Raw genomic sequence first — 24,412 nt, 5'->3', positions numbered from 1 at the left:
TTAATTGCCTATTAGTTGCCAAGCATATTTACTAAATATCAAGAACGGCCATAACGATCTTCAAAACGTACAATGTCGTCTTCACCTAAATAAGGGCCGCTTTGTACCTCAATCAGCTCCAGCGGTATTTTCCCTGGATTTTCCAAGGCATGAACGCAACCCACGGGAAGATAGACCGATTGATTCTCTGTGAGCATTTGCGTCTTACCATCAATAGTGACATTAGCCGTTCCAGAAACGACTACCCAGTGCTCAGAACGATGATGATGCATCTGCACTGAGAGCTTCGCGCTTGGTTTAACCGTTATACGCTTAACTTGGTAACGGCTACCGTTATCAATCGAATCATATTTACCCCAAGGGCGGTAGGCCTCACGATGTATACGATGCTCGCTGCGGTCATTCGCTTTTAATTCATTCACTATCGCTTTGACATTCTGCACCTGGTCTTTGGCAGCGACGAGAATGGCATCCTTAGTCTGCACAATAACCAAATCTTGCACACCAACAGTCGCCACAAGTGTGCTTTCTGCTCTCACGTAAGTATTTTTAGATTGGTGCTGAATGACATCGCCATGGCTAACATTACCATCAACATCTTTATCAGCCAGTTCCCATAGGGCAGACCACGAGCCCACATCGTTCCAACCTGCATCCAATGGCACCATCATCGCCCGTGAGGTCTTTTCCATCACCGCATAATCAAGAGACTCCGATGGACATTGAAGAAAGGACTCTTCGTTCACGCGAATAAAATCAAGGTCTCGCTCGGTTCCATTCATAGCAGCAACACACGGATCATGGATATCGGGGCGGTGGACCTGCAGTTCTTCCAGATAGCGATCTGCCCGGAACAGAAACATCCCACTATTCCAGTAGTAATCACCGCTTGTCACATACTCCTGGGCAGTGGCTATGTCGGGCTTTTCCACAAATTGCTCGACCCGGAAAGCCGGATCTTGCGCTTCTCCGCGACGGATATAGCCGTAACCAGTTTCGGGATGTGTAGGCACGATGCCAAACGTAACCAACTCGCCAGCTTCAGCTAAAGGCGTGGCTTCGGCTACCGCTTTGCGAAACGCCTCATCATCGACAATCACATGGTCCGCTGCCAATACTAACAGCAGTGCATCCTTGTTCGAGGGCAATGCGGTTTGTGCAGCAAGAGCAATGGCAGGCGCCGTATTGCGACCGGCAGGCTCCAGAATGATGTTGTGATCAAGCAGATCTATCTGGCGCAGTTGTTCTGCCACCAAAAAGCGATGGGCCTCATTACAGATAAGCAGGGGTGCGGCCATTTCCAAGCCACTTAATCGAAGTAAGGTTTCTTGGAGAAGGGTTTTCTCCCCAACCAGATCAAGAAACTGTTTCGGGTATAACTCACGAGACATTGGCCACAAGCGGGTTCCGTTCCCGCCAGCCAAGACGACAGGGTAAATCATAAAGTATCCGTTTTTTCAAAAAAGTAGGTTTGAGTAATTGCATATTTCAGCAAAAACACTTCACAAGCAACATTGTATCGGTGAAGCACACTAAAAAGCGATCGACTCGCCGAAGAGACGCAAGAAGGACTAAATTGAAAAAGCTTTGCGACTATTTCGCCAGTGTAGAAGTAAGGGCTGGGGAAACACAAGATGTATACCACCAAAATCAATGTCGAGGTATCGCTCGAAAAAGGCTTTATATACCTCATGTCGGCGCATGATTTATATTAAAACGCCTCGGGGTATGGCCCAAACTATTAGCTCTAAAACTTCCATATTTGACTGTGGATATTAACAAAAGGTACGCCCCATAGCCAATACACGCCACTGAGAAAGACGAAATTAAACGTCCCACTTTTACTCGCCAGCCTTGAAGCGCAGGTCTCTTTTGGGCTTCAAAAACTTCAATGCGAACACAGTCATCACACAATAATTGAACCTGAACGAATCCATCAGACAATAGAACACTCAATCCTTGATGTGAACCCACTTCCATCTTGGATCAAAATGAAACCATTGACGAAATAGGCGCGGAGAATCAGCCAACAGTTCGTCTTCACAGATCAAACCTGCTCCTGGCATAAATTCAAGCGCTCTACGATGTGTCACGCCTATAGCAATGTGATCGACTACGAATTCTATGCGAACACCAAACTCATCATAATCAGTTGAACGCAGGGCTGGTCCATAGACTTCTTCACCTTTGAAGGAGTAATTCTCATCATCAGTTTCAACAGTGTTGTGCGCGGAGGTTCCAACTAAACAGGACCTCACTGGCCCTGAGTCGTTATTGGCTGACCCACCACCGGCCAAAATACATTTTCCAATATCATACAAATCACAAATCATCGCTGTATGTATGGTCTTCCCCATGATAGACCGAATTGAAAAAGAGCAAAGAATCATCATTTCACACGATGCATAACCGCTTTGAGGTAACCAACGAAATCGGTATCGGCTACATTTAAAGTCAGGCTTTTCAGGAATCTGTGGGCTTGATGTTAGAGGCTTCCTTTCTTTCGAATCTTCACTCAGCATTGGAACTCGGTCAGGCCCGGTCATCAAGTGCTTAATTTCTTCGGCACGGCGAGCAATCTTTCTCACCCAATAAGTTACCTCTTGGTTGCACCTGCATATACTTACTAAATCGTTTAGATGCCTTGCCATCCACCAATGATATTAATGGCCCACTTCTGCCGCAAACTGCTTGTTCAAAGCCTTCTTTGGTGCCTTTTGAAGTAACAAACCAGCCCCGCAAAGAACGACCTATTCCATGCAACTGAAGAAAGTATCTGAAGACCATGAAGCTGAAGAATCTCACGGCTCCTTCAAATAACTTATTCTCTCGCAACAACCTATAAAATGTGTGCGTTAGTTGCACAAGTAAGCATATCGATAACACTCACGCCAGGCAACCAATGGCTCAAAATAGCATGATCAAGAATTAGGGCCAACTTAGCTGCCCTAATTCCTACATTCATGTCAAACCATACTCCTGGACTTTACGTTACCTGATATCGGTGAAATTCGGCCCAATCTAGAAAAAGATTAACCGCCCTACGCAGCCAAACCTAATCTCCATTTTCTTGGAAAGCCAACAAATAAATATCTATCGGCTGCGAACACATCAATCTGTTTCGCTACTCTTTCGAAAAAAGGGATTCTCTCCTCATGATATCGGTAGCGTTAAAGGGAATGGTGTGGTGCGGAAAAAAACATCATCATATTTTCTCGTACTTTATCCAAAATAGAACTGTTAGAAATATATCTTACAATCGACCAACTTATATTTTTCGCCCCCTCTGACAGAACCGAAATCAATCAAATTTCCCCACCGAATCTCAGCATCAGATGCCTTCTGCATTTATATACTGCTTCTTCGAGGTAGCCCAATTCTCAAAATCAAAACTTAATATAGAGATGTCTTTTAGAGAGATGAGGTTAGGCCAGCGAAACGAACTAACCCAAAGCGAACCCCCAAGGGGAAGCATATAAACGGAAATCAGATATCTGAGTTCATTCAAATAGCCGATAGAATTCATTCATAAAACAGTTGTAGTCGACAAAAAAAACTGATCAAACGTTAGTATAATCTTATCGCCAAGACATCTGAAGCAATTATCCCGCACTAAGCACTGCAGTCAAGAACGCTGCATACGTATGTAAAAGATAAGATATTCACGCTAAAGAGCGCGAATATCTTAATCAGGATACGGCTTTATATCAGACAAAACCCGAAAATTAGATGTGGTTCGCGAAAAAATGCAAGTAACCATAATAAAATTATCGAACTACACTAACAGAACGGACAAAAAATTTTACAGCAAACTCCTTCTAACTAAAATCAATTTGTTATTATCGTTGAACAAATTCAAAATTCAAAGACTTCATTAGCCTGAAGACTAGCAGCTCCATGATTTGTCCTGCCCTATCTCGTAGCATTTCAACCGAATCAGAGCTAATAGTTTCAGGTGCGTCTCCAAACTTTTGGAGAAGATCCGGACTATCAAACTTTGAGAGCAAGTCAGATCGACCTATACGATTCATAAAATTTCGGTTTTTATTTGTCGGGACCATTACGATAGAAGGAATACCATACATCGTAGCAACCACAGTACCATGGAACTTCATGCTTAAAAGCGCCGAACAACCACCTATAGCTTCAGTTAATTCAGAAAGACTCTCAGAATAAACTAGCTCCTTTTTTATACGAAGTTTATCAGCATTCTCATAATCCTTCTTGCCAACTCGACCGGTTCCCAGAATTATGTGGCGAACATTCCAGCCCATCGACAGGCACTTGTCCGCCACCTTTAAAATCTCTGAATAATCATCCTCCTGATTGGGCCTACTTCTTGTAACGACCCCTAACGTTTTGACCTCTGATACGCTATCGATAGCACTTGGTAAGTCCATAGAACAGACAATATCAGGTGCTTCTGTTACAGCAACTTTCGGGTTGAGTTTTCTCCGGATCCAATTTGAAGACTGGTCATCTCTCGCGTGGATCATTTTCACCGAAGGATGGCTAAAGAAGTTTCTGTATTTGTCAATAATCCATTCTTTTTCGATATGGTTGGGGTTTCGAGACGAAGCAGATCGAATCGGCACGCCAACTCCAATTATAAAAACTGGTTTTTTCAAGAATAGCTTATTAAAATATCTGTCATCCATCCCCCAAGGCTGTACTATATCCCCACCACCTATAATTATAGCGTCAACTGAGTCTACTATTTCTTCGATCGGACGGGAATAATAGGGCTTATCTAAAACATCTGACAAAAACACCAAATCAAAGTAAGGGCTCAACCACTGCTTGTAGACAGTAACAAAAAGCTCATCACCATAATTACCATAACCAAAAAAACCTGCCAAACCCACAACCGGCTTTTTCCCAGTGATTCGATCTAAACTTTCCATACTAATTCTCCAGCTAAAATGTTTATTTTAACACAGATCGTGGATATGTGTCCGAAAATTTTTCCAACCTCTCTGGCACCATCTCCCAAAATTGTTGGTCGATAAATCTTTTATTATTTTCGAAATTCGAAAACGTCAAATCATCACTTAAAAATGGAAATCGTCTTAGCAGCGAAAAATTATCTTTTTTTAGATTATCTCTGACAAATGATATCTCTTCATGAGCGAAAAAAGTGTAATCAGAAGATATCTCACTATTGAAGCAAGTACTGATTAAATCGATCCAAAATTTCTCCCGGACAGCCTAAATTGTATAATTTATTCTTAGCATCACAGTCAATTGCATCCAGGCTTCTATTCTTTCGCTTTTCCGATGAGGAGACCTCGCTGACGTCAACATTCAAGGACTCGAAAAAACTTTTTATTAAGGGCGATTTTGATGCTGAGTAAGAGAGAACTAACGGTTCCCTGCCAGCAAGCTGTTTCCAGAATTCAACAGCAGATAAATAGTCCGCAGACACATACATTTTTTTAAGCCACCGATCGAACTGAAGCGGCTTCTTCGAATATGACCTAAGGCTATTTTTATACAATGAATCGAGGTAATCGAGCTGATTTCTAAATACGACTACTGGCACAATCTCGTGGAAAGGAAATATTCGTCTAAGTTTAATTAATAAAACAATTTTGTTATTATCTGAAGATCTATAAATATTTTCGGCGCTAAGCAATACATCACAAGAACCTTCCATCGACTGACAAGCAGCACCAGATAACAACGATTCTGCATTATCGTCAGAAACCCTTGAATTATCTCTACCTGAAATGCGTTCGGCTAAATCGAGATGAGACCTGGAATTTTTTTCACCGATCATCTCGAATGCCGGGTAAAGAATAGACTTTTTTGCAGATACTTTCTATTTTCAAATGAAAAATCCTGTATAGCTGTAGTACCTGTCTTGTGCGAGCCAATATGAAGAAATAATTTCATCCTATAGCACCCTATTCATAGACTTTTTTAACGTATCTAACCAACCATTTAAAACAGCGCTAGGTTGCGTATTATATGCTTGATATAGTTGAGAAACAAATTGTTCACAGCTGAGGCTCACACTCTTGGACTTAAATTGTAATTTCTTTTCAAAATCCAAGCCAAGCTTATCATGTATTACTCTCTGGGATGGATACTGAGGAATACATAGTGGATCCCTTTTTACGATACGCTGCCTCTCTTCTTCAGATATCTTAATATCTAGATACGAGAGAAATGATTCAACAACTTGCAATAAAGAAAAACCTGTAGGATGCCTTGGCGTGTGGAACAATTGTTGGTTTTTATAATTATTCTCCAAAAAATATGAGAACTTAATATCGATCGAGTGTTTTTCCTCCGAAATACGCATCTGCTCGATAGAGTTCAGAGTAATAGATAAAATCTGATCTCTAGTATTGGCACTGCCATTACTAAATTTATCAATTGCATCGACCAGGTCGAATCCCTCACAGTAACACTCTAAAACATCTATTGGATGAAAAAGATCAGAACTCGGCATCCCGAAAAAGCTGTTAACACTACTTGCAAATTCGCTATTGACTTCTCTAACAGGCGCTGACAGTGCATGATAGCCATAAAATTGCAGTGAAGGAAAAGAAGCCCTGAAAGCGTCATTGGAAAGGTAGGAGCAAACAGTCTTATAACCAAAGCCACCTCCCCTAAATTTATCGGAAACGGGTTGATACAAAAATGCCGCACAGTGTTTAACTAGGTTTTCACAAAACTCCCGGTGCTCTGCAACTTTAACTCTATGTACTGGAGTAACTCGAACAAAGTCGTAGCGTTCTGAAAACTCTTCAGAAATTTTTAAAAGGCCACCCAGCGCATTCGCTTGGCAGTTCCCGTAGATAATAACTTTCTCTTTGCTCATAAAAACACCGCCTTTCAAAATTTGACTAGCATCTGAAACAAACCGAAACACGAGTTATTTCCGGACAAAAGCCAACAATATTAATTATATAGAAATAAATCTGGACAACTATAAAACCAAACCGCCAACAGATTTAGACCAATTAAATTTATCAAATACTTTTTTTGAAATATACTCTCTATCTCTATCGCCATTTTTTTTAGTCCGTGGCTCACTTGCTATCTGTCGCATCAGATCTAGCATCTCACTATAATCCGAAAACATACAGCCAAAATCTGAATCATCCATTATTTCGGGCAACACACCTTTCATCGGTGCAATAACAGGAACTCCAAATGTCAGACTAAGCATGGCAGCACCAGAAGAGAGAATATTCCTATATGGCAAAACAGTAACATCTGACGCATTAAAGTAAAGCTGAAGATCTCTATCATCAACAAATCCAGGTCTAAATATAATCGATTTGTTTTTTTCACAAGCCTGCCTCAGAAAAGCCTCTGCAGACTCGTCGAAAACTCGACCACAAACAATCAGCTTTACTTTATTAACACTATTTGAAACCTCATCAAAGGAGTGAATCAGTTTGTCCACTCCTTTATACCCGCGTATATTTCCCAAGAATAAAAACACAAAATCGTTATCGTCGATTCCTAGTGTTTTCCGTGCTGTTTTAGGGTCAGTCACATTCTCGTAGAATCCAGTATAACAGCCATGCTTAACTATTCTAATCTTTTCAGCGTTACAGCCGACCTCAGTTATTAGACGTTGTTTCGCATATTCTCCATGCGCAAACACAAGGTCGAACAGTGGGACAACTGTACGTCTTAATTCCCTCTCGTTGTCAATATTCTTACTTTCGTGAGAAATTATATTGTGTGCAGTATATATTATTTTATAGCCTATTCTCTTTGCGTAATTTATAATTTCGATAAGATTATCTGCACCATTTGGAGAAGATGTTTCAAGAAAAACATGCAACCAATGTAAATGAACATAGTCGTATTTTGATTTATTATCGAAAAGCAATTTTTTTGATAAATACTGTTGATCGTAGCCCGATATTCTTAAACCATACACATTATTAATGGCCTGATAAAACATTTGTTGATAAGGATTACTCTTGGTCCACGCTGGAAAAAACAATATCCCATTTTTTTCCCCTGGGATATAAAGCTTCGCATTTAAACCCAGCTGTTTCTCATGAGCCGGAGTTTTATCTCGGCCCAGGTAGTTCCAGTATTCTCTCGCAGTTGCACTAAGCAAGAACTCAAAATTCTTAAAAACTTTTCTCTTTTTTAGATCTATAGAGAAACTATCTATAAGCGAACGGTCAATCAAACTGAGCTCAGCTTTAGCCATATCAAAGAATTGATCAAAATACTCCTCGCTTATTATACTTAGAGTATAAAGATAGGAGTTAAGCTTTTTGATTCTTATTATATCGAGATAGTATTGGGGCACGGCCATGCTCGCAGCCCAATTTTCTATATTATGATAAGCAGAAAACTCAAACTGGCAGTCTGACTTTTTCCTGAAATTAACTGTTACAGAACTTTCACTTTCTCTTCTGTAGTTATATCCGACCAATTCATTACAGAATGATACTAAGTGAGAGAAATAGTAGACTTTAAAGATGAATGGCACATCCACCGCAGCTTTTGTATCTGCGAGCCATGCATCTGAATGGCGAACCATCTCTGCCTTAAATATCTTATCCCATATCATGAAACTGTCATGGTACTTGTAGAAGCGCGCCTCTATATTATTGAAAACGTCGTTATTGTATTTCCGAATTTCAATCCTGCTTTCTGTGCAGTTTTTAAAACCACCTGAAAAAACTATATCTGATGCATCATCAATGGCTTTCGCACACAGAGTGGAGTAAAAGTTACTGTCAAGCCAGTCATCGCTATCGACGAAACCAATGTACTGTCCGCCAGCAATGTTTAGGGCTTGATTCCTTGGAGTTCCAGGATTCCCGCTCGGCTCTTGGTTACTGATCACCCGTATTCTTTTATCTTTTTTTTGGTAATCCTTGATGATCCCCCAAGAACCATCAGTTGATCCATCATTTACAATGATAAGCTCAAAATCCTTAAACGACTGATTCAGGATACTATCGAGGCATTTCCGCAGATACTTTCCGGAATTGTAAACAGGAACAATGATTGACAAAAATGGGTTCTCATCATCCTTTCTTTTATTTTGTCTTGATTTTTCTATATCTGAGAAAACCTTGAATGACCATGGCGCCCATGGATTTAGTGAAAGTGCATCCCTCAAGGCTTTCGATGCATTACTAAGGTCTCCAACTTTTTGATATGCGACAGCTAAATTTTGTTTATATGGAGAAAATCCTTTATCAAGCTTTATCAAGTCGCTATATATATCAATCGCACCTGTAATTTTATTTTCTCTTAGCAATCTGTTGGCTTCTTCAAATGTGTTCGTCATATCTAGCCCATATTATTCAAGAAAGAAGGCGGATCTCGTTTAATCAATTGATATAATTGGAGTTACGTCAATAAAGCTTCGTACGAAGCTTGAACGAGACCGCCGATGAAAGATTCTATCCCAACTCAACTCCGTTTTCCTGCTATTGCCGGCTTCTCGGTCCGCGCTGATTTCAATGGCGGGACCCTGTCCAGTGACTTCGGCGCTCTGTTGCTTCAGGGCGTGGATCGTCAAACCGGGCTAATCGAGCACTGGCCTCAGTCATCCAGGATTAGCGGCACCCGTCCTATGTCGAGCAAAGCCTTGCAGTGATCTGCCAACAGTCTTCACAAATGGGTTAACCGAGTAAAACCGACGAACCGAAAAGGAGCGAGATATCTTAAAAAAGGCCGCTCGGTACTTCGCAAGCCAGCCCGATGAAGTACCGGTTTGTTGCAGACCACAGTGACGAGTTTCCGGTGCGTACCATGAACAACCTGCTTGATATCTCTCGAAGCGGCTACTAAGAATGGTGTTTCCGGCCCTTGCCCAACAGGGCTATCGGAAGATATCCATAGACCTGAAAGAGACTGGTGCAACGTGCGGTAAGCACAGAGTCCATCACATCATGAAGGCTCATAATATCAAAGCGATACACGGTTATAAATAACCAAGAGTTGTGTACGACCGCCCATTGATCCTGGCACCAAATACACTTAACCGGGAGTTTAAAGTGACCACACCAAGCACCGTTTGGGTAACCGACATTACCTATATCAGGACATGGCAAGGGTGGCTGTACCTGGCGATTGTTTTGGATCTGTTTTCGCGCAGAGTAGTGGTTCACTCAGATCAAGGGTCTCAGTATGGAAGCGACGACTGGAGACTATTCTGTCTTCACCACAATCTTGAACCTAGTATGAGTCGGCGCGGCAATTGCTGGGAGAATGCTGTTGCGGAGTCATTTTTTAGTAGTTTGAAAAAAGAGCAATTATAAAGCGCATCTACAAAACCAGAGGCTTAGCTTGAGCAGATATCTTCGATTATATTGAAGTATCTTATAATCGAAATCGGCGCCACAGCCATCTAGGCGGCTTAAGCCCAGAGGTTTTCGAGACAGCCTTAGCGTGAGGTTTCGACGTGTCCAGAAACCAGGGGCACTCCATTGCCAACTGCGAGTTAATTTACGCACATGTTCTCGCTTTTGATAAGTGACCGTCAACCGGTAATCTGTAAACAGAAGGAAGAGGGCATATCAATTGTTTGCCATTCCCGCTGATGGCTATCAAGCATGCTGCGCCAGGAATCGCTGAGTGCTGCCTCATGTGAATAGCTGTCATTTTCCACCACTATCTCAAATGGCAAGGCAGCCAGTTGCTGTAATAACATGGGTAGAGCGCTGGCTCGACTGTGTTTTGCTTTCGCTAAATCTTGGCCAATAACTATTAATAAAGAAGATTCGGTATCTAAGAACTGGCGAACGCGCCCAAGTAGAGTATCGCAGGCATAAAAAAGTCCGAGACCTTTAGGCTCAGCACCTTTTGGCATTGACGCTTCAACCCATGGGGCATGAATGGTTTCTACGGCATGGTGGTGCCCCTGAACGTACAGCTGTTTTTTCAACGTATCCACTCTGCTTTTCTTGTGGTGAACACTAATGATGCGCTGAGGCAAGTCGCTTTGCGCGGGCGTAATTGTGTATTCCCGCTCTGTACTCTGCTGATCATTGGAATCAGCTATCCGTAGGTTGGTAGATGGCGGCGCCATCAATGCCTGGGCCAACAACTGCGTGATATCACTGGTGCCAAAGGTAATGATGAGATCAAAGCGTTGGACACGGAGCCGCTCGATCAGAGCCATGGCAAATGCCGGGGGTAAGGCTTCGCTGAAAGAGCGTTGGCCGTGTTCTAAATAATGCTGTAGAGCGAGGTGTTCCCGCTGCTCTTTGGCGGTTCGGGTCACGTGCTGGCCCAACGCATTACTGGTTTGTTGAAGGTAGCCACGGTGTTCGCCGAAGAGCTGTTCCAGTTTCTGTTCCATGTGTTCGAAACACTCTTGGCTGGCGGTACTGCTCTGCTGCTGAGCGGCTAGCTGTTCTACCAGGCGCTGAATCGTTTGATCTTGCTCTGCTCGCTTTGCCTCAGAGGCTTCATGCTGTTTCTTGCGATTGGTGAAGTATTGCTTATACTTGTCTCGCTCTTCCTCTGTTTGTTGAAGCGATTGCTGCAATTCTGCCTGAGCCTGCTTGAAGTTATCATGCTCTCCCTGCAACGTATCCAGCTTGTCTTTTTGCTTTTCGGCCTGCTCTTTACAAGCCATGAACCAGCCATGCGTCTCTTCCAGCTTGGCTTCTAGGGCCTTATGCACCTTGGCTTGGCTATCTTGTTCCTGCTTAAGTTCATCGCGCTGCTGCGTGAGCTCATCAACCTTGCGCTGCAGCGCTTTAACCTGCTGCTGTGCCTGCTTGTTTTTTTCAGCTTCACGTTTGTTGACGTCTTGCTGCTCGGCAAGTTGCTGGGCAATTGTTTCCCGTTCGGCTTTCAGACGGGGATAAAGAGGGCTGCGTTTAAAGCTTGCCAACACCAACTCCGGGTCTTCCGCTTCAGGTAGGCCATGCTGATTCTCGCTTGGTTGAAAGCCTTGCTGTTCGCACCAAGCCGCAAGCTCAGCCTGTGTTGGCATCTCTTCGTATAAGCTGATGGGGCTGGTACGAACCCATAACGTTTCTAGCGACTCTAGCAACCCTTCTGTTTGCCAAGCAGCTAACAGTGAAAGTGCCTGTTCAGGCTGCTCCAGCACCAGTTGGGTGATATCGGTGCCTAAGGGGGCATGGGTGTTGAGTACCTGAGCGAGGGTTTGTGTTTCTACTGTTTGTTTCTGTGTTTCATTCAGCCCAGGGTAGAGTGTTTTTAGCTCCGTAGCAGGGGCTATGCTGTTGAATACCTTGAGATTATAAACATAGTAACTTGCCTTACCTGCTTTGGGCGTCAGGATCGCGCTGATATGCGACACTTCAGGTAACGAGGCAACATCTGGCGCGCTGCTATACGGTGTTACCGCTAGTGCTGGAAGTTCGGCATGTTTTAGCACTGCCTGACTCTCTTGGCGTAGCGGGCCAATATGCACCAAAAAACCGGATGATGGCTGACTCATTGAGCAACCTCCTGCTTTGTTGTCCGATGCTCTGTTATGCCGTCGCGTATGTAGTGCAATAGAGGATGCTGCCCAGACATGGCAACATCGGGGTGACTCACCAAGTAACTTTCGGTATCAAATAAGGGACTTGGATTACGCCCTTCAAGTGCACCGAATTTAATAAAGTGTTCGGCGGGATTGATATTCGAGGTTGCAACATCGTCGTATTGTTCTCGGTACCATACTGCATCGAAAAAATCGCTTTTATCCAGCAAATCAACCAGTTTAGGTAGTGATTTTTTATAGGCTCGGCTATGGCGATATGCAGCCACTGCGTGACGATACGCATGCGCGCGTAGCCATGTGATTAAACTCTGTAATCGGTGCACGGTTTGCTGATGGGCTTGAGAATCTTCCAGCTGTTTGGTTAGTGAAGCTTCCTTACTGGTTTGTTTGAGGTATGCCTCTTCAAGTGCTTCTTGCACGCTATGCAATTGCTCAACAAGTAGCGCATTTTCTTCCTCGAGATCATGGTGATGCTGCATGGTGTCTTTGATTTTTTGCGCGGCGGTTTCTCGTGCTTTGGCAGCAGCTTGGTGATGTTTTTTTTCTTGCGTAAGCGTTTTTTCTAGGGCTGCACTCCTCTGCTCGCTGGCTTTCCGTGCTTCTGCGTCTTTTTTATGGCGTTGAACAGCGCCTTCTAACGTTTCTTGTACTTTGTGGAGCTGGGCAACCAACAACTCATTTTCCTTCTGCAAATCATCGTAATGTTGCATTGCATCTTTAAGTTTTTGCTCGGCGGTTTCTCGTGCTTTAGCAACGGCTTGGTGCTGGTTTTTTTCTTGCGTTAGTGTTGTTTCTTGAGCATCACGCTGCTGCTCGCTGGTTTTCAGTGCTTCTGCATCTTTTTTATGGCGTTTCGCAGCGCCTTCTAACGTTTCTTGTACCTTGTGGAGCTGGGCAACCAACAACTCATTTTCCTTTTGCAAATCATCGTGATGCTGCATTGCGTCTTTAAGTTTTTGCTCGGAGGTTTCTCGTGCTTTAACAGCGGCTTGGTGATGGTTTTTTTCTTGCGTTAGTGTTTTTTCTTGAGCATCACGCTGCTGCTCGCTGGTTTTCAGTGCTTCTTGTACTGTGCGAAGCTGGTGTAACTGTCGTTTGTTTTCTTCAAGCGTGTCACTAAGCTGGTGGGTCAAGCGGTCGTATTCCTGCTTGGCAAGCTGCTTTTCCTGAACAATCTGTTTGCGAATGGTTTGCTCGTGCTGGTGAACATCATCAAGCGCATGGCGCGCCGTATCTTCCGCTGATTCAGATGCTGCTTGGCGCTGACTACTGGCCACAAGGTAGCTCAGCGCCTCCTGTAATGACGCATCGTGATCCACCAGATGCGCGGCTGCCAGGCGATACAGCGATGCGGCTTGTGCAGCCGCTTCACTGATCACTATGCCCTCAAGGGCGACCTGGCGGCGGTGCTGACGAAAGAGCCAGAGCGCTTGGTTCGCCATTGATTGCCACCGCGCTAGTGCCTGCTCAATAGGCGTTGCTGTCATCAAGCAGGCGGCGATATAAGCCTGCGGCTGCGGCCAACGCAGCGTTAGCGTATTGGCAGGTGTTTGCGCTAGCCATTCACGCGTGGCTTGACTGTCGGAGGGTGTTAACGTGTCACGGGCCAGCATTTGCGCATCCGGGCCACTTGCAGCTTGTTCCAGCATGTTTTGTTTTAGCGGAACGTGCTCAGTGGCCGCCCCTAGCTCTATCACCAACAACATGGTGTCATGGCTCCTTATGATGTAGCGGTAACGTAAAACGGTTACGAACGATAAGTCGGTGCTTTGGTAAAGGACAGGCCTTGGGCATCTTTGGTTGACACTTGCGGCGTTTTGCCTCCCATTGGCGACCATTCGATGCCAAGTGTGGGGTCATCCCAGCGTATACAGACTTCGCTTTCAGGATGGTAGTAATCAGTGCATTTGTACTGAAATTCGGCTTCATCACTGGTGACATAAAAGCCGTGTGCAAAGCCTGGTGGTACCCACAGCATCTGTTTATTCTCTTCACTCAGCGTGACCCCAACCCATTGCCCAAACGTTGGCGAGCTTTTGCGCATATCTACTGCCACATCGAACACTTCACCCTGGGTGACTCGCACCAGCTTGCCCTGAGGCTGCTTATATTGGTAGTGCAGGCCGCGCAGTATGCCTTGAGCGGATTTGCTGTGGTTGTCTTGGACAAACTGATAATGACCGCAATGCGCTTCAAATTCGCTTTGCCGAAATGTTTCCATGAAGAAGCCGCGCTCATCACCGAAGACCTGCGGGGTAATCAGCACCACATCGGGTATGGCGAGTTGTTCGTATTGCATAGTTACACCGTGAGGAGTGAGGAGTGAGGAGTGAGGAGTGAGGAGTAAAAAGTGAGGTGTGAAGAGCAAAACGCCTCACGCCTCACGCCTTACTCCTCACTTTTATAAGGCGCTGTAAGTATTGACCGTATTGGGTTTTGGCCAGGGGCTTGGCTAGTTCCGCTAGGTGTTCGTCGCTGATCCAGCCTTGCTGCCAGGCGATCTCTTCCAAACAGGCGATTTTCAGGCCTTGACGGTGTTCGATGGTTTGTACGTACTGGCTGGCTTCTAGCAGGCTGTCGTGGGTGCCGGTGTCTAGCCATGCAAAGCCGCGCCCTAACCGTTCAACGCGTAAATCGCCACGTTCTAAATAGGCATTATTGACGCTGGTAATTTCGAGTTCGCCGCGTTTTGAAGGTTTTACCTCTTTGGCAATCTGTACCACATCGTTATCGTAGAAGTAGAGCCCTGTGACAGCGTATGCCGACTTGGGCTTTTTGGGCTTCTCTTCAATTGAGATCGCTTTACCATCTTCATCAAAATCCACCACGCCAAAACGCTCGGGGTCTTTGACCAGGTAACCGAAGATGGTTGCCCCAGCGCTGTGTGAACTTGCGCGCTTTAATTGCTCTGAGAAGTGTTGACCATGGAAGATGTTGTCACCCAGTACCAGGCATACCGGACTTTCGCCGATAAAGTCTTCACCAATAATAAACGCTTGGGCCAGGCCATCTGGACTGGCCTGTTCGGCGTACTCAAAGCGCACCCCGAAGTCTTCCCCACTGCCGAGTAAGCTTTGATATTGCGGGAGGTCTTCGGGGGTCGAAATAATCAGGATTTCACGAATTCCTGCCAGCATCAGTACCGAGATCGGATAGTAGATCATCGGTTTGTCGTAAATGGGCAGCAGTTGCTTGGATACACCACGGGTAATGGGGTGTAGCCGTGTGCCTGAGCCACCGGCAAGGATAATGCCTTTCCTTGGTGTACTTTGACTCATGAGGGTCTCTTTAATCGGTTTAGCCAAGGGCTTTTCATTTTTAGCCACGGACGCTCACTGAAGACACGGAAAAGGTCGAAAAACTAAAACCAAAAAATCTTCGTGTTTTGTCCGTGCTGTCCGTGTCTTCCGTGGCTTAGCCCTTTTCTGAGTTTTCGCTCAGCGTCAATGCTAATTGGCTTTGCCATGTGGGCATGTGGATGCCTAATGCACTTTCTAGCTTGCCTAGCGCCATTCGGGAGTTGAGCGGTCGCTTGGCGGGTGTTGGGTAATCTGCGGTGGATATTCCGCTGATTGTTTTGGACGTAATAGCGAGTGCTTCCCCTGCTTCGCGAGCTCGGCTAAAAATCTCACAAGCAAAGCCTTGCCAGCTGGTTTCACCACGGGGGGCTAGGTGATAGATGCCTGTGGGGATGTGAGTGGTAAAGGGTAAGGCGTGAGGCGTAAGTTGTGAGGCGTTAGGTGTAAAAGCAAGTGCGGTGACTTGGGCGATTAGGCGTGCGGGGGTGGGCGCGCCTATCTGGTCATTCACTATGTTGAGCGATTCGCGCTCGCGGCCCAGGCGGAGCATGGTTTTCATAAAGTTGTTACCGCGTGCCGCGTATACCCAGCTGGTGCGAAAAATCAGATAGTTCGCGCCGCTTGCGGTGATGGCTTGGTCACCTTCCAGTTTGGTTTGCCCGTATACGCTTTGCGGGCCAATGGGACTATCTTCCTGCCAGGGTGTTTCACCATCGCCGGGATACACGTAATCACTTGAGTAGTGAACCAGGGTGATGTTTTGTTCGGCGGCATAAGCGGCCAACTGGGCAGGTAGCTCGGCATTTAGGCGCTTGGCTTGCTGTGGCTCGCTTTCGGCTTTATCAACGGCGGTGTATGCGGCGGCGTTTAGAATTAGCGCTGGCTGGTGTTTCGTCAGATAAGCATCCACCGCTTGGGCGTTGGTTAAATCGAGTTCTTGGCGGGTGGGGGCCAAGATGTTGCCAAAGGGGGCAAATTGACGCTGCAATTCAAAGCCTACTTGGCCGCTCCCGCCGGTGATGAGAATAGTGAGGCGTGAGGTGTGAGGCGTGAGGTGTGCGTGTTCAGATATCATAGTGAAGCCTTTAAATGCTTGATCAACCCACCTAACTGAGAAAATACAGAGTTGATCGCAATTTCCAGTACTGAAATATCAGCCATATATCCTAAGCGTTGGGCAATTTGACACTGAGTTTCGAGTTCACTGAGCGAGCCGCGCGCTATATGCAAAAACCTTAAAAAGTCAGGCTTACTACCACGCGCCGCCCCTTCGGCGATATTGCTTGGTACAGAAACTGCAGCACGCTGCATCTGGCTAGCTAGCCCATATCGCTCAACTGAGGGAAAGGATGAGGTCATTGAGTAAATAGCGACAACGAGATCCATCGCTTCTTGCCATACTCGCAGTTGCTGATGCTTTCTCATAACTTTCCTCTTTACCCCTCACCCTTCACTCCTCACCCTTTACAAACTGCCGAGGCGTTGGCCTTGGTAGCTGCCGTCTTGTACGCGTTTCCACCAGGTTTCGTTGGCGAGGTACCATTGCACGGTTTTGCGCAGGCCGGTTTCAAAGGTTTCTTCTGGCACCCAACCTAGCTCGCGTTCGATTTTGCTGGCATCAATGGCGTAGCGAACATCGTGGCCTGGACGGTCAGTAACGAAAGTTATGAGGTCACGATACGAGGCTTCTTGAGGTACCAGTTCTTGGAGAAGATCGCATAGCGTTTCTACAACGGTGAGGTTGGCTTTCTCATTATGCCCACCGATATTGTAGGTTTCGCCTATTTTGCCTTCGATGGCTACTTTGATTAGTGCGCGGGCGTGGTCTTCAACATAGAGCCAGTCGCGGATCTGCTGGCCGTCACCGTATACGGGCAAGGGCTTAGCTGCTAATGCATTGAGGATCATCAGCGGAATCAGTTTTTCCGGGAAGTGGTACGGGCCGTAATTATTTGAGCAGTTGGTAACGAGCGTCGGCAGCCCGTATGTGCGTTGCCATGCGCGCACCAAGTGGTCCGAGCTGGCTTTGCTGGCAGAATAAGGTGAACTGGGGGCGTAGGGTGTTTGTTCGGTAAAAAGATCATCAACGCCTTCTAAATCGCCGTATACCTCATCGGTAGAAATGTGATGAAAGCGAAATGCTTGCGCTTTATTAGCGTCTTGCTGTTGCAGGTTTTTCCAGTAGCTACGAGCCGCTTCGAGCAGTACGGCGGTGCCGACCACATTGGTTTGAATAAACTCGGCTGGGCCGTCGATGGAGCGATCAACGTGGCTTTCTGCCGCTAAATGCATCACCACATCCGGCTGATGCTGTTTAAACAGTTGCTGCATGGCCTGTGCGTCACAAATATCCGCTTGCACAAAGGTGTAGCGCTCACTGCCCTCAACGCTTGCTAGCGATTCTAGGTTACCGGCGTAGGTTAGCTTATCGACATTCAACACGCGGTGAGAGGTACTTTGAACCAGTTCACGCACTACCGCAGAGCCGATAAAGCCAGCGCCGCCAGTGATCAGAAAGTTTTTGGTCTTCATCTTGCTCTTAATAGCTGGTGGTAATGCGAACGCCATCATCAGGCCGATTTGCGTTTTTCTGTACGCTGCAGCTCTTGAAGCGCTTCAAGATGCTCGCGGGCCTCTCGCGCTGCCTTGCCGGCCTTTTGAACTTCTCTTTTGGCGGCAGCAATATCTTGCTGTGGGGCATCCTGCTCTTGAAACTCCGCCAAGGCTTCCTGAGCCCCTTTTAGCGTTGAGTGACACTCTTTCAGATGGTGGCGGGCACCAGGCACGTCAGGCGGTAAGGCCGTTCCATTTTTCTTGGCATCTGAATCTGCATGGTAGGCTTCAATGGCCTCGTTGATATTCTCGTACCAGTGGGCTTTACCATTTTTTAGATACAGCCCCGCTTGGCAAAGGTCTTTCAAGATACCTTCCGAGTGGGAGACCATGATGAGCGAGGCCTGGCCGATTTTGGAGTTAAACAGGTCCTTGGCTTTGGCTTTGAATGCCCTATCGCCCACCGCAGTGGCCTCGTCTGAGATGTAGACATCAAAATCGAATGCTAGGGAAAGGCCAAAGGAAATACGCGATTTCATACCGGATGAGTAAGTACGAATAGGCTCATCAAAGGCGCTGCCGATTTCGGCAAAGTCTTCTACAAACTGGATGACTCGCTTTACCTCTTCAGAGCCGCTGCCCTGCACACGGGCCACGAATTTGACGTTTTGGCGGCCGGTCATGTTGCCTTGCATACCACCCGACAAACCCACCGGCCATGAAACCCGGCTATGGCGGATAACTTCGCCACGCTCTGGGGTATCCATACCGGCAATGAGCTTAAGCAGAGTCGACTTACCCGCGCCATTGGCACCGATCAGCCCTACACTCACCCCTGTGGGGATCGTGAGGTCGATATCTTTGAGTACCCAATCGCTGCCGTGGTGGTTGTGGTAGCGCTTGTAGAGATTACGGATTTCGATCATTGGTTTTTTAGTGAAGAGTAAGGGGTTAGCGCTTCGCTTGTGAGGGGTAACACCTCACGCTTATCAGCTAACTCCTCACCATTACACTCCTGCCTTTTCGTTTGTAGAGGCTTTCGAGTTCAGCTTTGAGCGCATCGGAGGTGTTTCGCTTCGCTCGTTACCGCGCGCTACGCGTATCAAGACTATCTTCTTAGCGCGTGGCAACAGATGAATATGAATATTAAGCAATCACTTACTCGAAACTCGAGCTTGAATAATTTTTTGATAGTAAGCGCTTAGCTGTCTCTTTTTCTGCCTTAACGCATCGATTTCGGATCTCGTCAGCGGTTCTAAAGCCGACGAGATAACTTGCTTCGTTGGCGGTGAGGGCCGAGGTGTGTATTCCGAAAATATTTTTGATTTCATTAGAAAAGCGCTCCTCCAATAGTTGAGTATGCTTTTTTAAAGCTCGAAATTTCTTTGAACGGCCTGCATTTACTAGCAGTATAGACCCCATAACGCTTCCACCATTCATGAGAACGTAATTAGCTAGTTCAGCTAAAGTACTGCCCATGCTGGTCACATCATCTACTAGTACATAACAGCCGCCATGCTGAACAGCTCCCTCGAATGACGGCCTTGCAATTAGCCTTTCCATAGGGTCAGCCCCGGTATGAAACACTTTTTGCAGTTGGACAATATCTGTCTCACTAATACCATCTAACACCTCTGCACACATAAGCGAAAGAATTAGGGGCAGAGCATTATCACCCGAAGCCTCTTTGGCATAGGGTGATACAAAGATACTTCCTTCAGGAAACTCATTTTTAAGAGAGATCAAAAACTTAAGGGCCAAGTCATCCACCAGCTGTAAAGCAGCGTCAGCATCCCCCGATTTTGCAGCGCTGTAATGAGAATGTTGCTTTATATCCTTATCGCTGCTGAAACAATGAAAATGCTTCGTTTCTTTTGGAAACGCATACACTCTATCCATTGTTATTTCTCAACATAGGATACTGATAGGATCTCGAAGCTGGGAGCCGTGCAAATAGGCTAACCATTTACCACCCTCACCTGCTTGCCTTTGCGCTTATAGAGGCTTTCGAGTTCAGCTTTGAGCGCTATGCGGGCGCTTTGTTCGCCGTGTACTAGGCGAATGGTATGGGGCCAGCGGCGCATGCGTTTTACGAAGTTGAGCAGGTCTTTTTGATCGGCGTGGGCGGAGTAGCCGCTGATGGTGCTAACGCCTGCTTTGATATCGAAACGTTCACCGTCGATATCTACCCAGCCACCCTGGGGGCCGTACTGCTGAATATCTCGCCCTGGGGTGCCTACGCCCTGGTAGCCCACAAATAGTACCTGGTGGCGTTCATCCCCGAGCATGGCTTTTAGGTAGTTCATAATGCGCCCGCCTGCGCACATACCGCTGGCGGCAATCACCACCGCTGGCCGGCCTGTTTTGGCCAGGTACTCGACGGTTTGTTCGTGCTCTGCGTGGCTATCCACCGTGTAGAGGTTGGCAAAGCTAAGCGGGTGGCGGCCACTGCGCAAGCGGCGTTGTGCTTCTTTATCCCAATAGGGTTTTAGCTCGCGATATACGTTGGTGAAACGTGCGGCCAGCGGTGAATCGACAATGATTTCGAGTGATTGCCACTGCGCTGAGCGCGCTTGGTGAATAATGGTTTCGAGTTCGTAGAGTAACTCTTGCGTTCGCCCAATGCTGAACGCTGGCACCATCACCGTGCCGCCGTTAGCGAGTGCTTGCTCTACAGCCGTTTTTAAAGTGGCGCGCCGCTGGCGGCGGTTTGGGTGCTGGCGGTTGCCGTAGGTGCTTTCAAGTACCAGTTGGTCGCAGCCGTAGGGCGATTTGGGCGCAGGTAGTAGCGGTGCGTAGGGCGCGCCTAGATCACCAGAGAAGACAGTGCGCTCTTTTTCGCCTGTTTCAGCGTTTTGGTAACTGACTTCTACGTAGCTTGAACCGAGAATGTGCCCTGCCCGTTTTAGCTTAACGCGCGTGGTACGGCCTTTTCCATCGGTGTTAGCGCCAGTGTGGTCGCTTACTACGTTGTGCCATTTTCCGTAAGGCACGCTAACAATCTGCTTTTCTAACTGCGCTTGAAAACGCTCGATTAGTTGGGCATTGCGGGTAAAGCCGATTTTTAGCGCGTCTTCAATCACCAGCGGCAGCAGCTTGGCCGAGGGGATCGAGCAGATGATGGGCCCGGTGAAGCCAGCGGCCAGCAGGTAAGGCAGCCTGCCCACGTGGTCAATGTGTACGTGGGTGATGACGAGGGCTTTAACGGTGCTGATATCAAATTCAATTTGGAGCTGCTCGAAGGTGTCTTCCGCTTCATCTTCACCCTGGAAGAGACCGCAATCTACCAGCAGGGATTCCTTTCGGTTGAGAACCAATTGGTGGCAGCTGCCGGTGACGCCAGTGGCGCCACCATGGTGGATGATGTCGAGCATTAAAAACCGTGAGTTGTGAATCGTGAGGTGTGAGGCATTATCGATTAAGTGCCGCCATTTAGTAACGCGGTGTAGGCGTTAGCCTACCCGCGACGGAGGTCCGGCGCGAGAGCAGCGTTAAGCGGTGCTGAGGTTGGTTTATGCGGCCTGGCTTTTTAAAAGCGGCCAAGCACCTTGCTTAGAGGCCTCCAGAATGACGATTTCGTTAATCGTGCCATCCTCTGCATAGCTGATATGTGTGTTCCAATCTTGAGAAACCTCCTTGACGGTAGGCTTTTCTGATAGATGCAGAACTAGGATGTCATCTGCTTCATCGTAAGTAGTTCGCATTACTTATCCTCCCACTCAAAGTGATGCATGACTGTTTTTACCACCACTTTATCTTCTAAGACTGCTGCAATAGACAAGAGGTTGTCTTGACGATTTTTGAAATGTCGCGCTATCCAAAACCGCGTAGGGTCTTTGTATTTTAATGATCCCTGCTCTATCAATTCTAGCAGTTCACTTTCTGTGATATTGCGAGTAGCCATGCGCTCACTAGCATGGCGTGTTATGTGAATATCTACCTTGAAACGATGACTATACATATTTCAAACTACATATTTAATTTGGACGGCCTCATTGGCCACCCACTGGAACAGCGCAAAGGGGTGTCGGAGGTTGGTTTTGTGCCTTTGGGCGTCTTTGCAGACGCCTTTCTCGGGGTCACTCCCCCCCTCACTCCTCACTCCTCACTCCTCACTATTCACCCCTCACTAATCCCGATGATCCTTGATGATCATGATTAGCATGCTGAGGATGAAGGCAAGGAAGATGGTAATGATGGCGAATACGCTGCTGTTGTAGAGCCGGTTGGGTTCTGTGGGGTATTCCGGCATTAGCGGGCTTTGCAAGACGCTTACCTGCTTGAGCTGACGGGCGGCTTCTAAGCGGGTGTTCTCTAATGCAGCGAGTGCGCTGGAGTAGGTCTCCTGGGCGAACTGGGCCTGCAGCTCTAAGGTTTCATACTCGGCAGAAACACTGTTGAGAGAGTCACCGGATGCTTGAGCGATGCGGTCACGCTGTTCAACGATTTGGTCGCGTAGCGCGGTGATATTACGCTCCACCTGGCGCAGCTCAGAAGATTGAGAGCTCTGAAAGCTTGCAAGCGCATTGCGCTGGGCCTGCATGCGAGCAAGATCGGCCTCAAGGGTGGCTACCACTTGGTTGATGCTTGCTACGGTATCCGTTGGTGATACCAGCCCATACTCGTTCTGGTACTCAAGCAAAGCCTGACGCGTTTCGGTAAAGCGCTCATCAAGGCGCACCATTTGCCGCTCTAAAAAGTGTACCTGTTCATCGGCTAAACGGTGGCCCATTTCATTCATATGGTCCTCACCGGCTTCCAGCAGCAGCGTGGTCATTTGATTCGCGAACTCGGGGGTGTACGCCTGCACCTCGATGTTCAATACGCCCGCGTACTCATCTAGCTCTACCTCGACCCGGCGTAGATAATATTTGTGCAGGTTTTCAATCGGTGCATCACGGTCGTGTAGCCTAGCGAAGATATCGCCGTGCTCGGTGTAGTGTTCGCGTATATTTAGGTCTTTATCCAAGCGACGCAGCATATCCACTGAGAGCAAGTGCTCACGAAGCAGAAGCAGATCTTTAGTATTGCCACTACCTCCCCCGATTATCGATGAGAGGCTAAATTCAGGTGTCGCAACCTGTGGGCTTTCCAGCACTACAGTGGCCCGTGAAACGTAACGCTCCTGAGCCCATATAAACCAGTAGAAGGAAACCAGTGCAATTGCGATAAAGGCCACGGCCCATTGGGGCGATTTTTTTACAAAACGGCGTAACGAACGTTGCATGGATTATTTTGCCTTTAACCGGTCAATAAAGCGCAGGTGCATTAATAGCCCCATGGCAATAAGGGTGAATGTGAATAGCCAGAAATAGAGCATGCTTGTGCCATGAACGACTCTATAATTCTCGAAAAAGCTGAGACGCAGCATCTCGAGACCATGCGGAATAGGGTTGAGCATTAAGTATTCGAGTACCCAATGGGGCATTGTATTCAGCGGGATAATGACCCCGGATAAAATCATTAATGGCAGTGAGAGCATTCGTATTATTTTGCCTACTTCCGGCACTAACGTTGAGGCTACTGAAGTGACCAAACCAAGGCCTAAACCCAAACACCAAAGTGACAGCCAAGCCCTCATGGCGTGAATGGCGTTGTCGGGGTACATCTCCAGGCCTAACATCAAGCCACCGCCAATAAAAATTAGGAAGACAAAACTTCGTAACATGCCTTCCAGAAAAATACGCACTAATACAGGGTCTACTGGCTGCACCTGTCGATAGGCGAATAGAGACTTGTTGCCTTCGATGGCCCCCATTCCACGCATCATGCCTTCGCGAACCAACATAAAGCCCATTAACCCTGTTATCAGCCAGGGAATAAAAGGCGCGTTGACGATAAGTGCGCCCCCACCCCGGATACCGCTGCGGATAGCCACCATAATGAGCACCAGGGCAACTGGTTCAAAAACCATCCAGAACCAGCCCATGCGGTCTGCCATGGTGCGTGAGATGGCTTCGCGCATAAACATGGCGTACCAAACACTACGCGTGACCTGCCACGGCGTACGGGCGCGTTTTGGCTCGCCGTTTACGTTTTCCATAGTTCTACTTTTTAAAAAAGTGAGGTGTGAGGTGTAAATTGTGAGGAGAGAGGT

The 24,412-nt window shown here is 46.9% G+C and carries 20 protein-coding genes and 2 pseudogenes; 2 read left to right on the top strand and 20 right to left on the bottom strand.

Going from position 1 to position 24,412, the window contains the following annotated elements:
- Positions 1–38: 38 nt before the first annotated feature.
- From QT230_RS01475 to QT230_RS01450, 6 genes are all read right to left on the bottom strand, one after another.
- Entirely contained in the window at positions 39–1,442 is a 1,404-nt protein-coding gene (locus QT230_RS01475) for a mannose-1-phosphate guanylyltransferase/mannose-6-phosphate isomerase (RefSeq protein ID WP_308319714.1), read from the bottom strand.
- 510 nt (positions 1,443–1,952) lie between these two features.
- Positions 1,953–2,588 carry a heparinase II/III family protein gene (locus tag QT230_RS01470; RefSeq protein ID WP_308319713.1) on the bottom strand — a complete coding sequence of 212 codons (636 nt, stop codon included), beginning with the start codon at positions 2,586–2,588 and terminating at the stop codon, positions 1,953–1,955.
- Positions 2,589–3,839: 1,251 nt separating this feature from the next.
- Positions 3,840–4,904, bottom strand: a complete 1,065-nt coding sequence (locus QT230_RS01465; protein WP_308319712.1) for a polysaccharide pyruvyl transferase family protein — start codon at positions 4,902–4,904, stop codon at positions 3,840–3,842.
- A 254-nt stretch (positions 4,905–5,158) separates the two neighbouring features.
- Positions 5,159–5,779 (bottom strand): hypothetical protein, encoded by a 621-nt coding sequence (locus QT230_RS01460; RefSeq protein WP_308319711.1) that lies wholly within the window; start codon positions 5,777–5,779, stop codon positions 5,159–5,161.
- A 117-nt stretch (positions 5,780–5,896) separates the two neighbouring features.
- A complete protein-coding gene (locus QT230_RS01455; protein WP_308319710.1) occupies positions 5,897–6,829 on the bottom strand; it encodes a WcbI family polysaccharide biosynthesis putative acetyltransferase in 933 nt (310 codons plus the stop codon).
- 108 nt (positions 6,830–6,937) lie between these two features.
- Positions 6,938–9,283 (bottom strand): glycosyltransferase, encoded by a 2,346-nt coding sequence (locus tag QT230_RS01450; RefSeq protein ID WP_308319709.1) that lies wholly within the window; start codon positions 9,281–9,283, stop codon positions 6,938–6,940.
- Between the two features lie 105 nt (positions 9,284–9,388).
- On the opposite strand from QT230_RS01450, the pseudogene QT230_RS01445 reads away from it, so the two are divergent.
- Positions 9,389–9,555, top strand: a pseudogene (locus QT230_RS01445) (IS1380 family transposase); the annotation flags it as partial.
- A gap of 80 nt (positions 9,556–9,635) precedes the next feature.
- Positions 9,636–10,393: pseudogene (locus tag QT230_RS01440) on the top strand (IS3 family transposase); the annotation flags it as partial.
- An 87-nt stretch (positions 10,394–10,480) separates the two neighbouring features.
- Here QT230_RS01440 and QT230_RS01435 read toward each other — a convergent pair.
- The 14 genes from QT230_RS01435 to QT230_RS01370 all read right to left on the bottom strand — a co-directional run bounded on the left by QT230_RS01435 (position 10,481) and on the right by QT230_RS01370 (position 24,358).
- The gene (locus QT230_RS01435; RefSeq protein WP_308319708.1) at positions 10,481–12,415 is read right to left on the bottom strand and encodes a hypothetical protein; all 1,935 of its coding nucleotides are present in this window, start codon (positions 12,413–12,415) and stop codon (positions 10,481–10,483) included.
- The gene (locus QT230_RS01430) at positions 12,412–14,112 is read right to left on the bottom strand and encodes a hypothetical protein (RefSeq protein WP_308319707.1); all 1,701 of its coding nucleotides are present in this window, start codon (positions 14,110–14,112) and stop codon (positions 12,412–12,414) included. The genes QT230_RS01435 and QT230_RS01430 overlap by 4 nt, the downstream gene beginning before the upstream one ends.
- 98 nt (positions 14,113–14,210) lie before the next feature.
- Positions 14,211–14,762, bottom strand: coding sequence for a dTDP-4-dehydrorhamnose 3,5-epimerase (gene rfbC / locus QT230_RS01425; RefSeq protein WP_308319706.1), 552 nt, complete (start codon positions 14,760–14,762; stop codon positions 14,211–14,213).
- An 82-nt stretch (positions 14,763–14,844) separates the two neighbouring features.
- Positions 14,845–15,741, bottom strand: a complete 897-nt coding sequence (rfbA, locus tag QT230_RS01420; RefSeq protein WP_308319705.1) for a glucose-1-phosphate thymidylyltransferase RfbA — start codon at positions 15,739–15,741, stop codon at positions 14,845–14,847.
- A gap of 136 nt (positions 15,742–15,877) precedes the next feature.
- On the bottom strand, positions 15,878–16,837 hold the full coding sequence (rfbD, locus tag QT230_RS01415) for a dTDP-4-dehydrorhamnose reductase (RefSeq protein ID WP_308319704.1): 960 nt from the start codon (positions 16,835–16,837) through the stop codon (positions 15,878–15,880).
- Complete coding sequence (locus QT230_RS01410) at positions 16,834–17,187, bottom strand: four helix bundle protein (RefSeq protein WP_308319703.1); 354 nt, start codon at positions 17,185–17,187, stop codon at positions 16,834–16,836. The genes rfbD and QT230_RS01410 overlap by 4 nt, the downstream gene beginning before the upstream one ends.
- 39 nt (positions 17,188–17,226) lie before the next feature.
- Positions 17,227–18,294, bottom strand: a complete 1,068-nt coding sequence (gene rfbB, locus QT230_RS01405) for a dTDP-glucose 4,6-dehydratase (protein WP_308319702.1) — start codon at positions 18,292–18,294, stop codon at positions 17,227–17,229.
- A gap of 38 nt (positions 18,295–18,332) precedes the next feature.
- Entirely contained in the window at positions 18,333–19,241 is a 909-nt protein-coding gene (locus tag QT230_RS01400; RefSeq protein WP_308319701.1) for an ABC transporter ATP-binding protein, read from the bottom strand.
- A 232-nt stretch (positions 19,242–19,473) separates the two neighbouring features.
- The gene (locus QT230_RS01395; RefSeq protein WP_308319700.1) at positions 19,474–20,214 is read right to left on the bottom strand and encodes a hypothetical protein; all 741 of its coding nucleotides are present in this window, start codon (positions 20,212–20,214) and stop codon (positions 19,474–19,476) included.
- A gap of 59 nt (positions 20,215–20,273) precedes the next feature.
- Entirely contained in the window at positions 20,274–21,689 is a 1,416-nt protein-coding gene (locus tag QT230_RS01390; protein WP_308319699.1) for an MBL fold metallo-hydrolase, read from the bottom strand.
- Positions 21,690–21,827: 138 nt separating this feature from the next.
- A complete protein-coding gene (locus QT230_RS01385) occupies positions 21,828–22,019 on the bottom strand; it encodes a DUF2283 domain-containing protein (RefSeq protein WP_308319698.1) in 192 nt (63 codons plus the stop codon).
- Positions 22,019–22,276: a DUF4258 domain-containing protein gene (locus QT230_RS01380; RefSeq protein ID WP_308319697.1), complete on the bottom strand. Its 258-nt coding sequence runs from the start codon at positions 22,274–22,276 to the stop codon at positions 22,019–22,021. The genes QT230_RS01385 and QT230_RS01380 overlap by 1 nt, the downstream gene beginning before the upstream one ends.
- A gap of 168 nt (positions 22,277–22,444) precedes the next feature.
- On the bottom strand, positions 22,445–23,542 hold the full coding sequence (locus QT230_RS01375) for a chain-length determining protein (protein ID WP_308319696.1): 1,098 nt from the start codon (positions 23,540–23,542) through the stop codon (positions 22,445–22,447).
- A 3-nt stretch (positions 23,543–23,545) separates the two neighbouring features.
- Positions 23,546–24,358, bottom strand: a complete 813-nt coding sequence (locus tag QT230_RS01370) for an ABC transporter permease (protein WP_308319695.1) — start codon at positions 24,356–24,358, stop codon at positions 23,546–23,548.
- Positions 24,359–24,412: the final 54 nt, after the last annotated feature.

It is taken from the genome of Halomonas sp. SpR8 (assembly GCF_031010195.1).
Taxonomy (GTDB): domain Bacteria; phylum Pseudomonadota; class Gammaproteobacteria; order Pseudomonadales; family Halomonadaceae; genus Vreelandella.
This window is presented reverse-complemented; position numbering and strand designations above follow the sequence as displayed.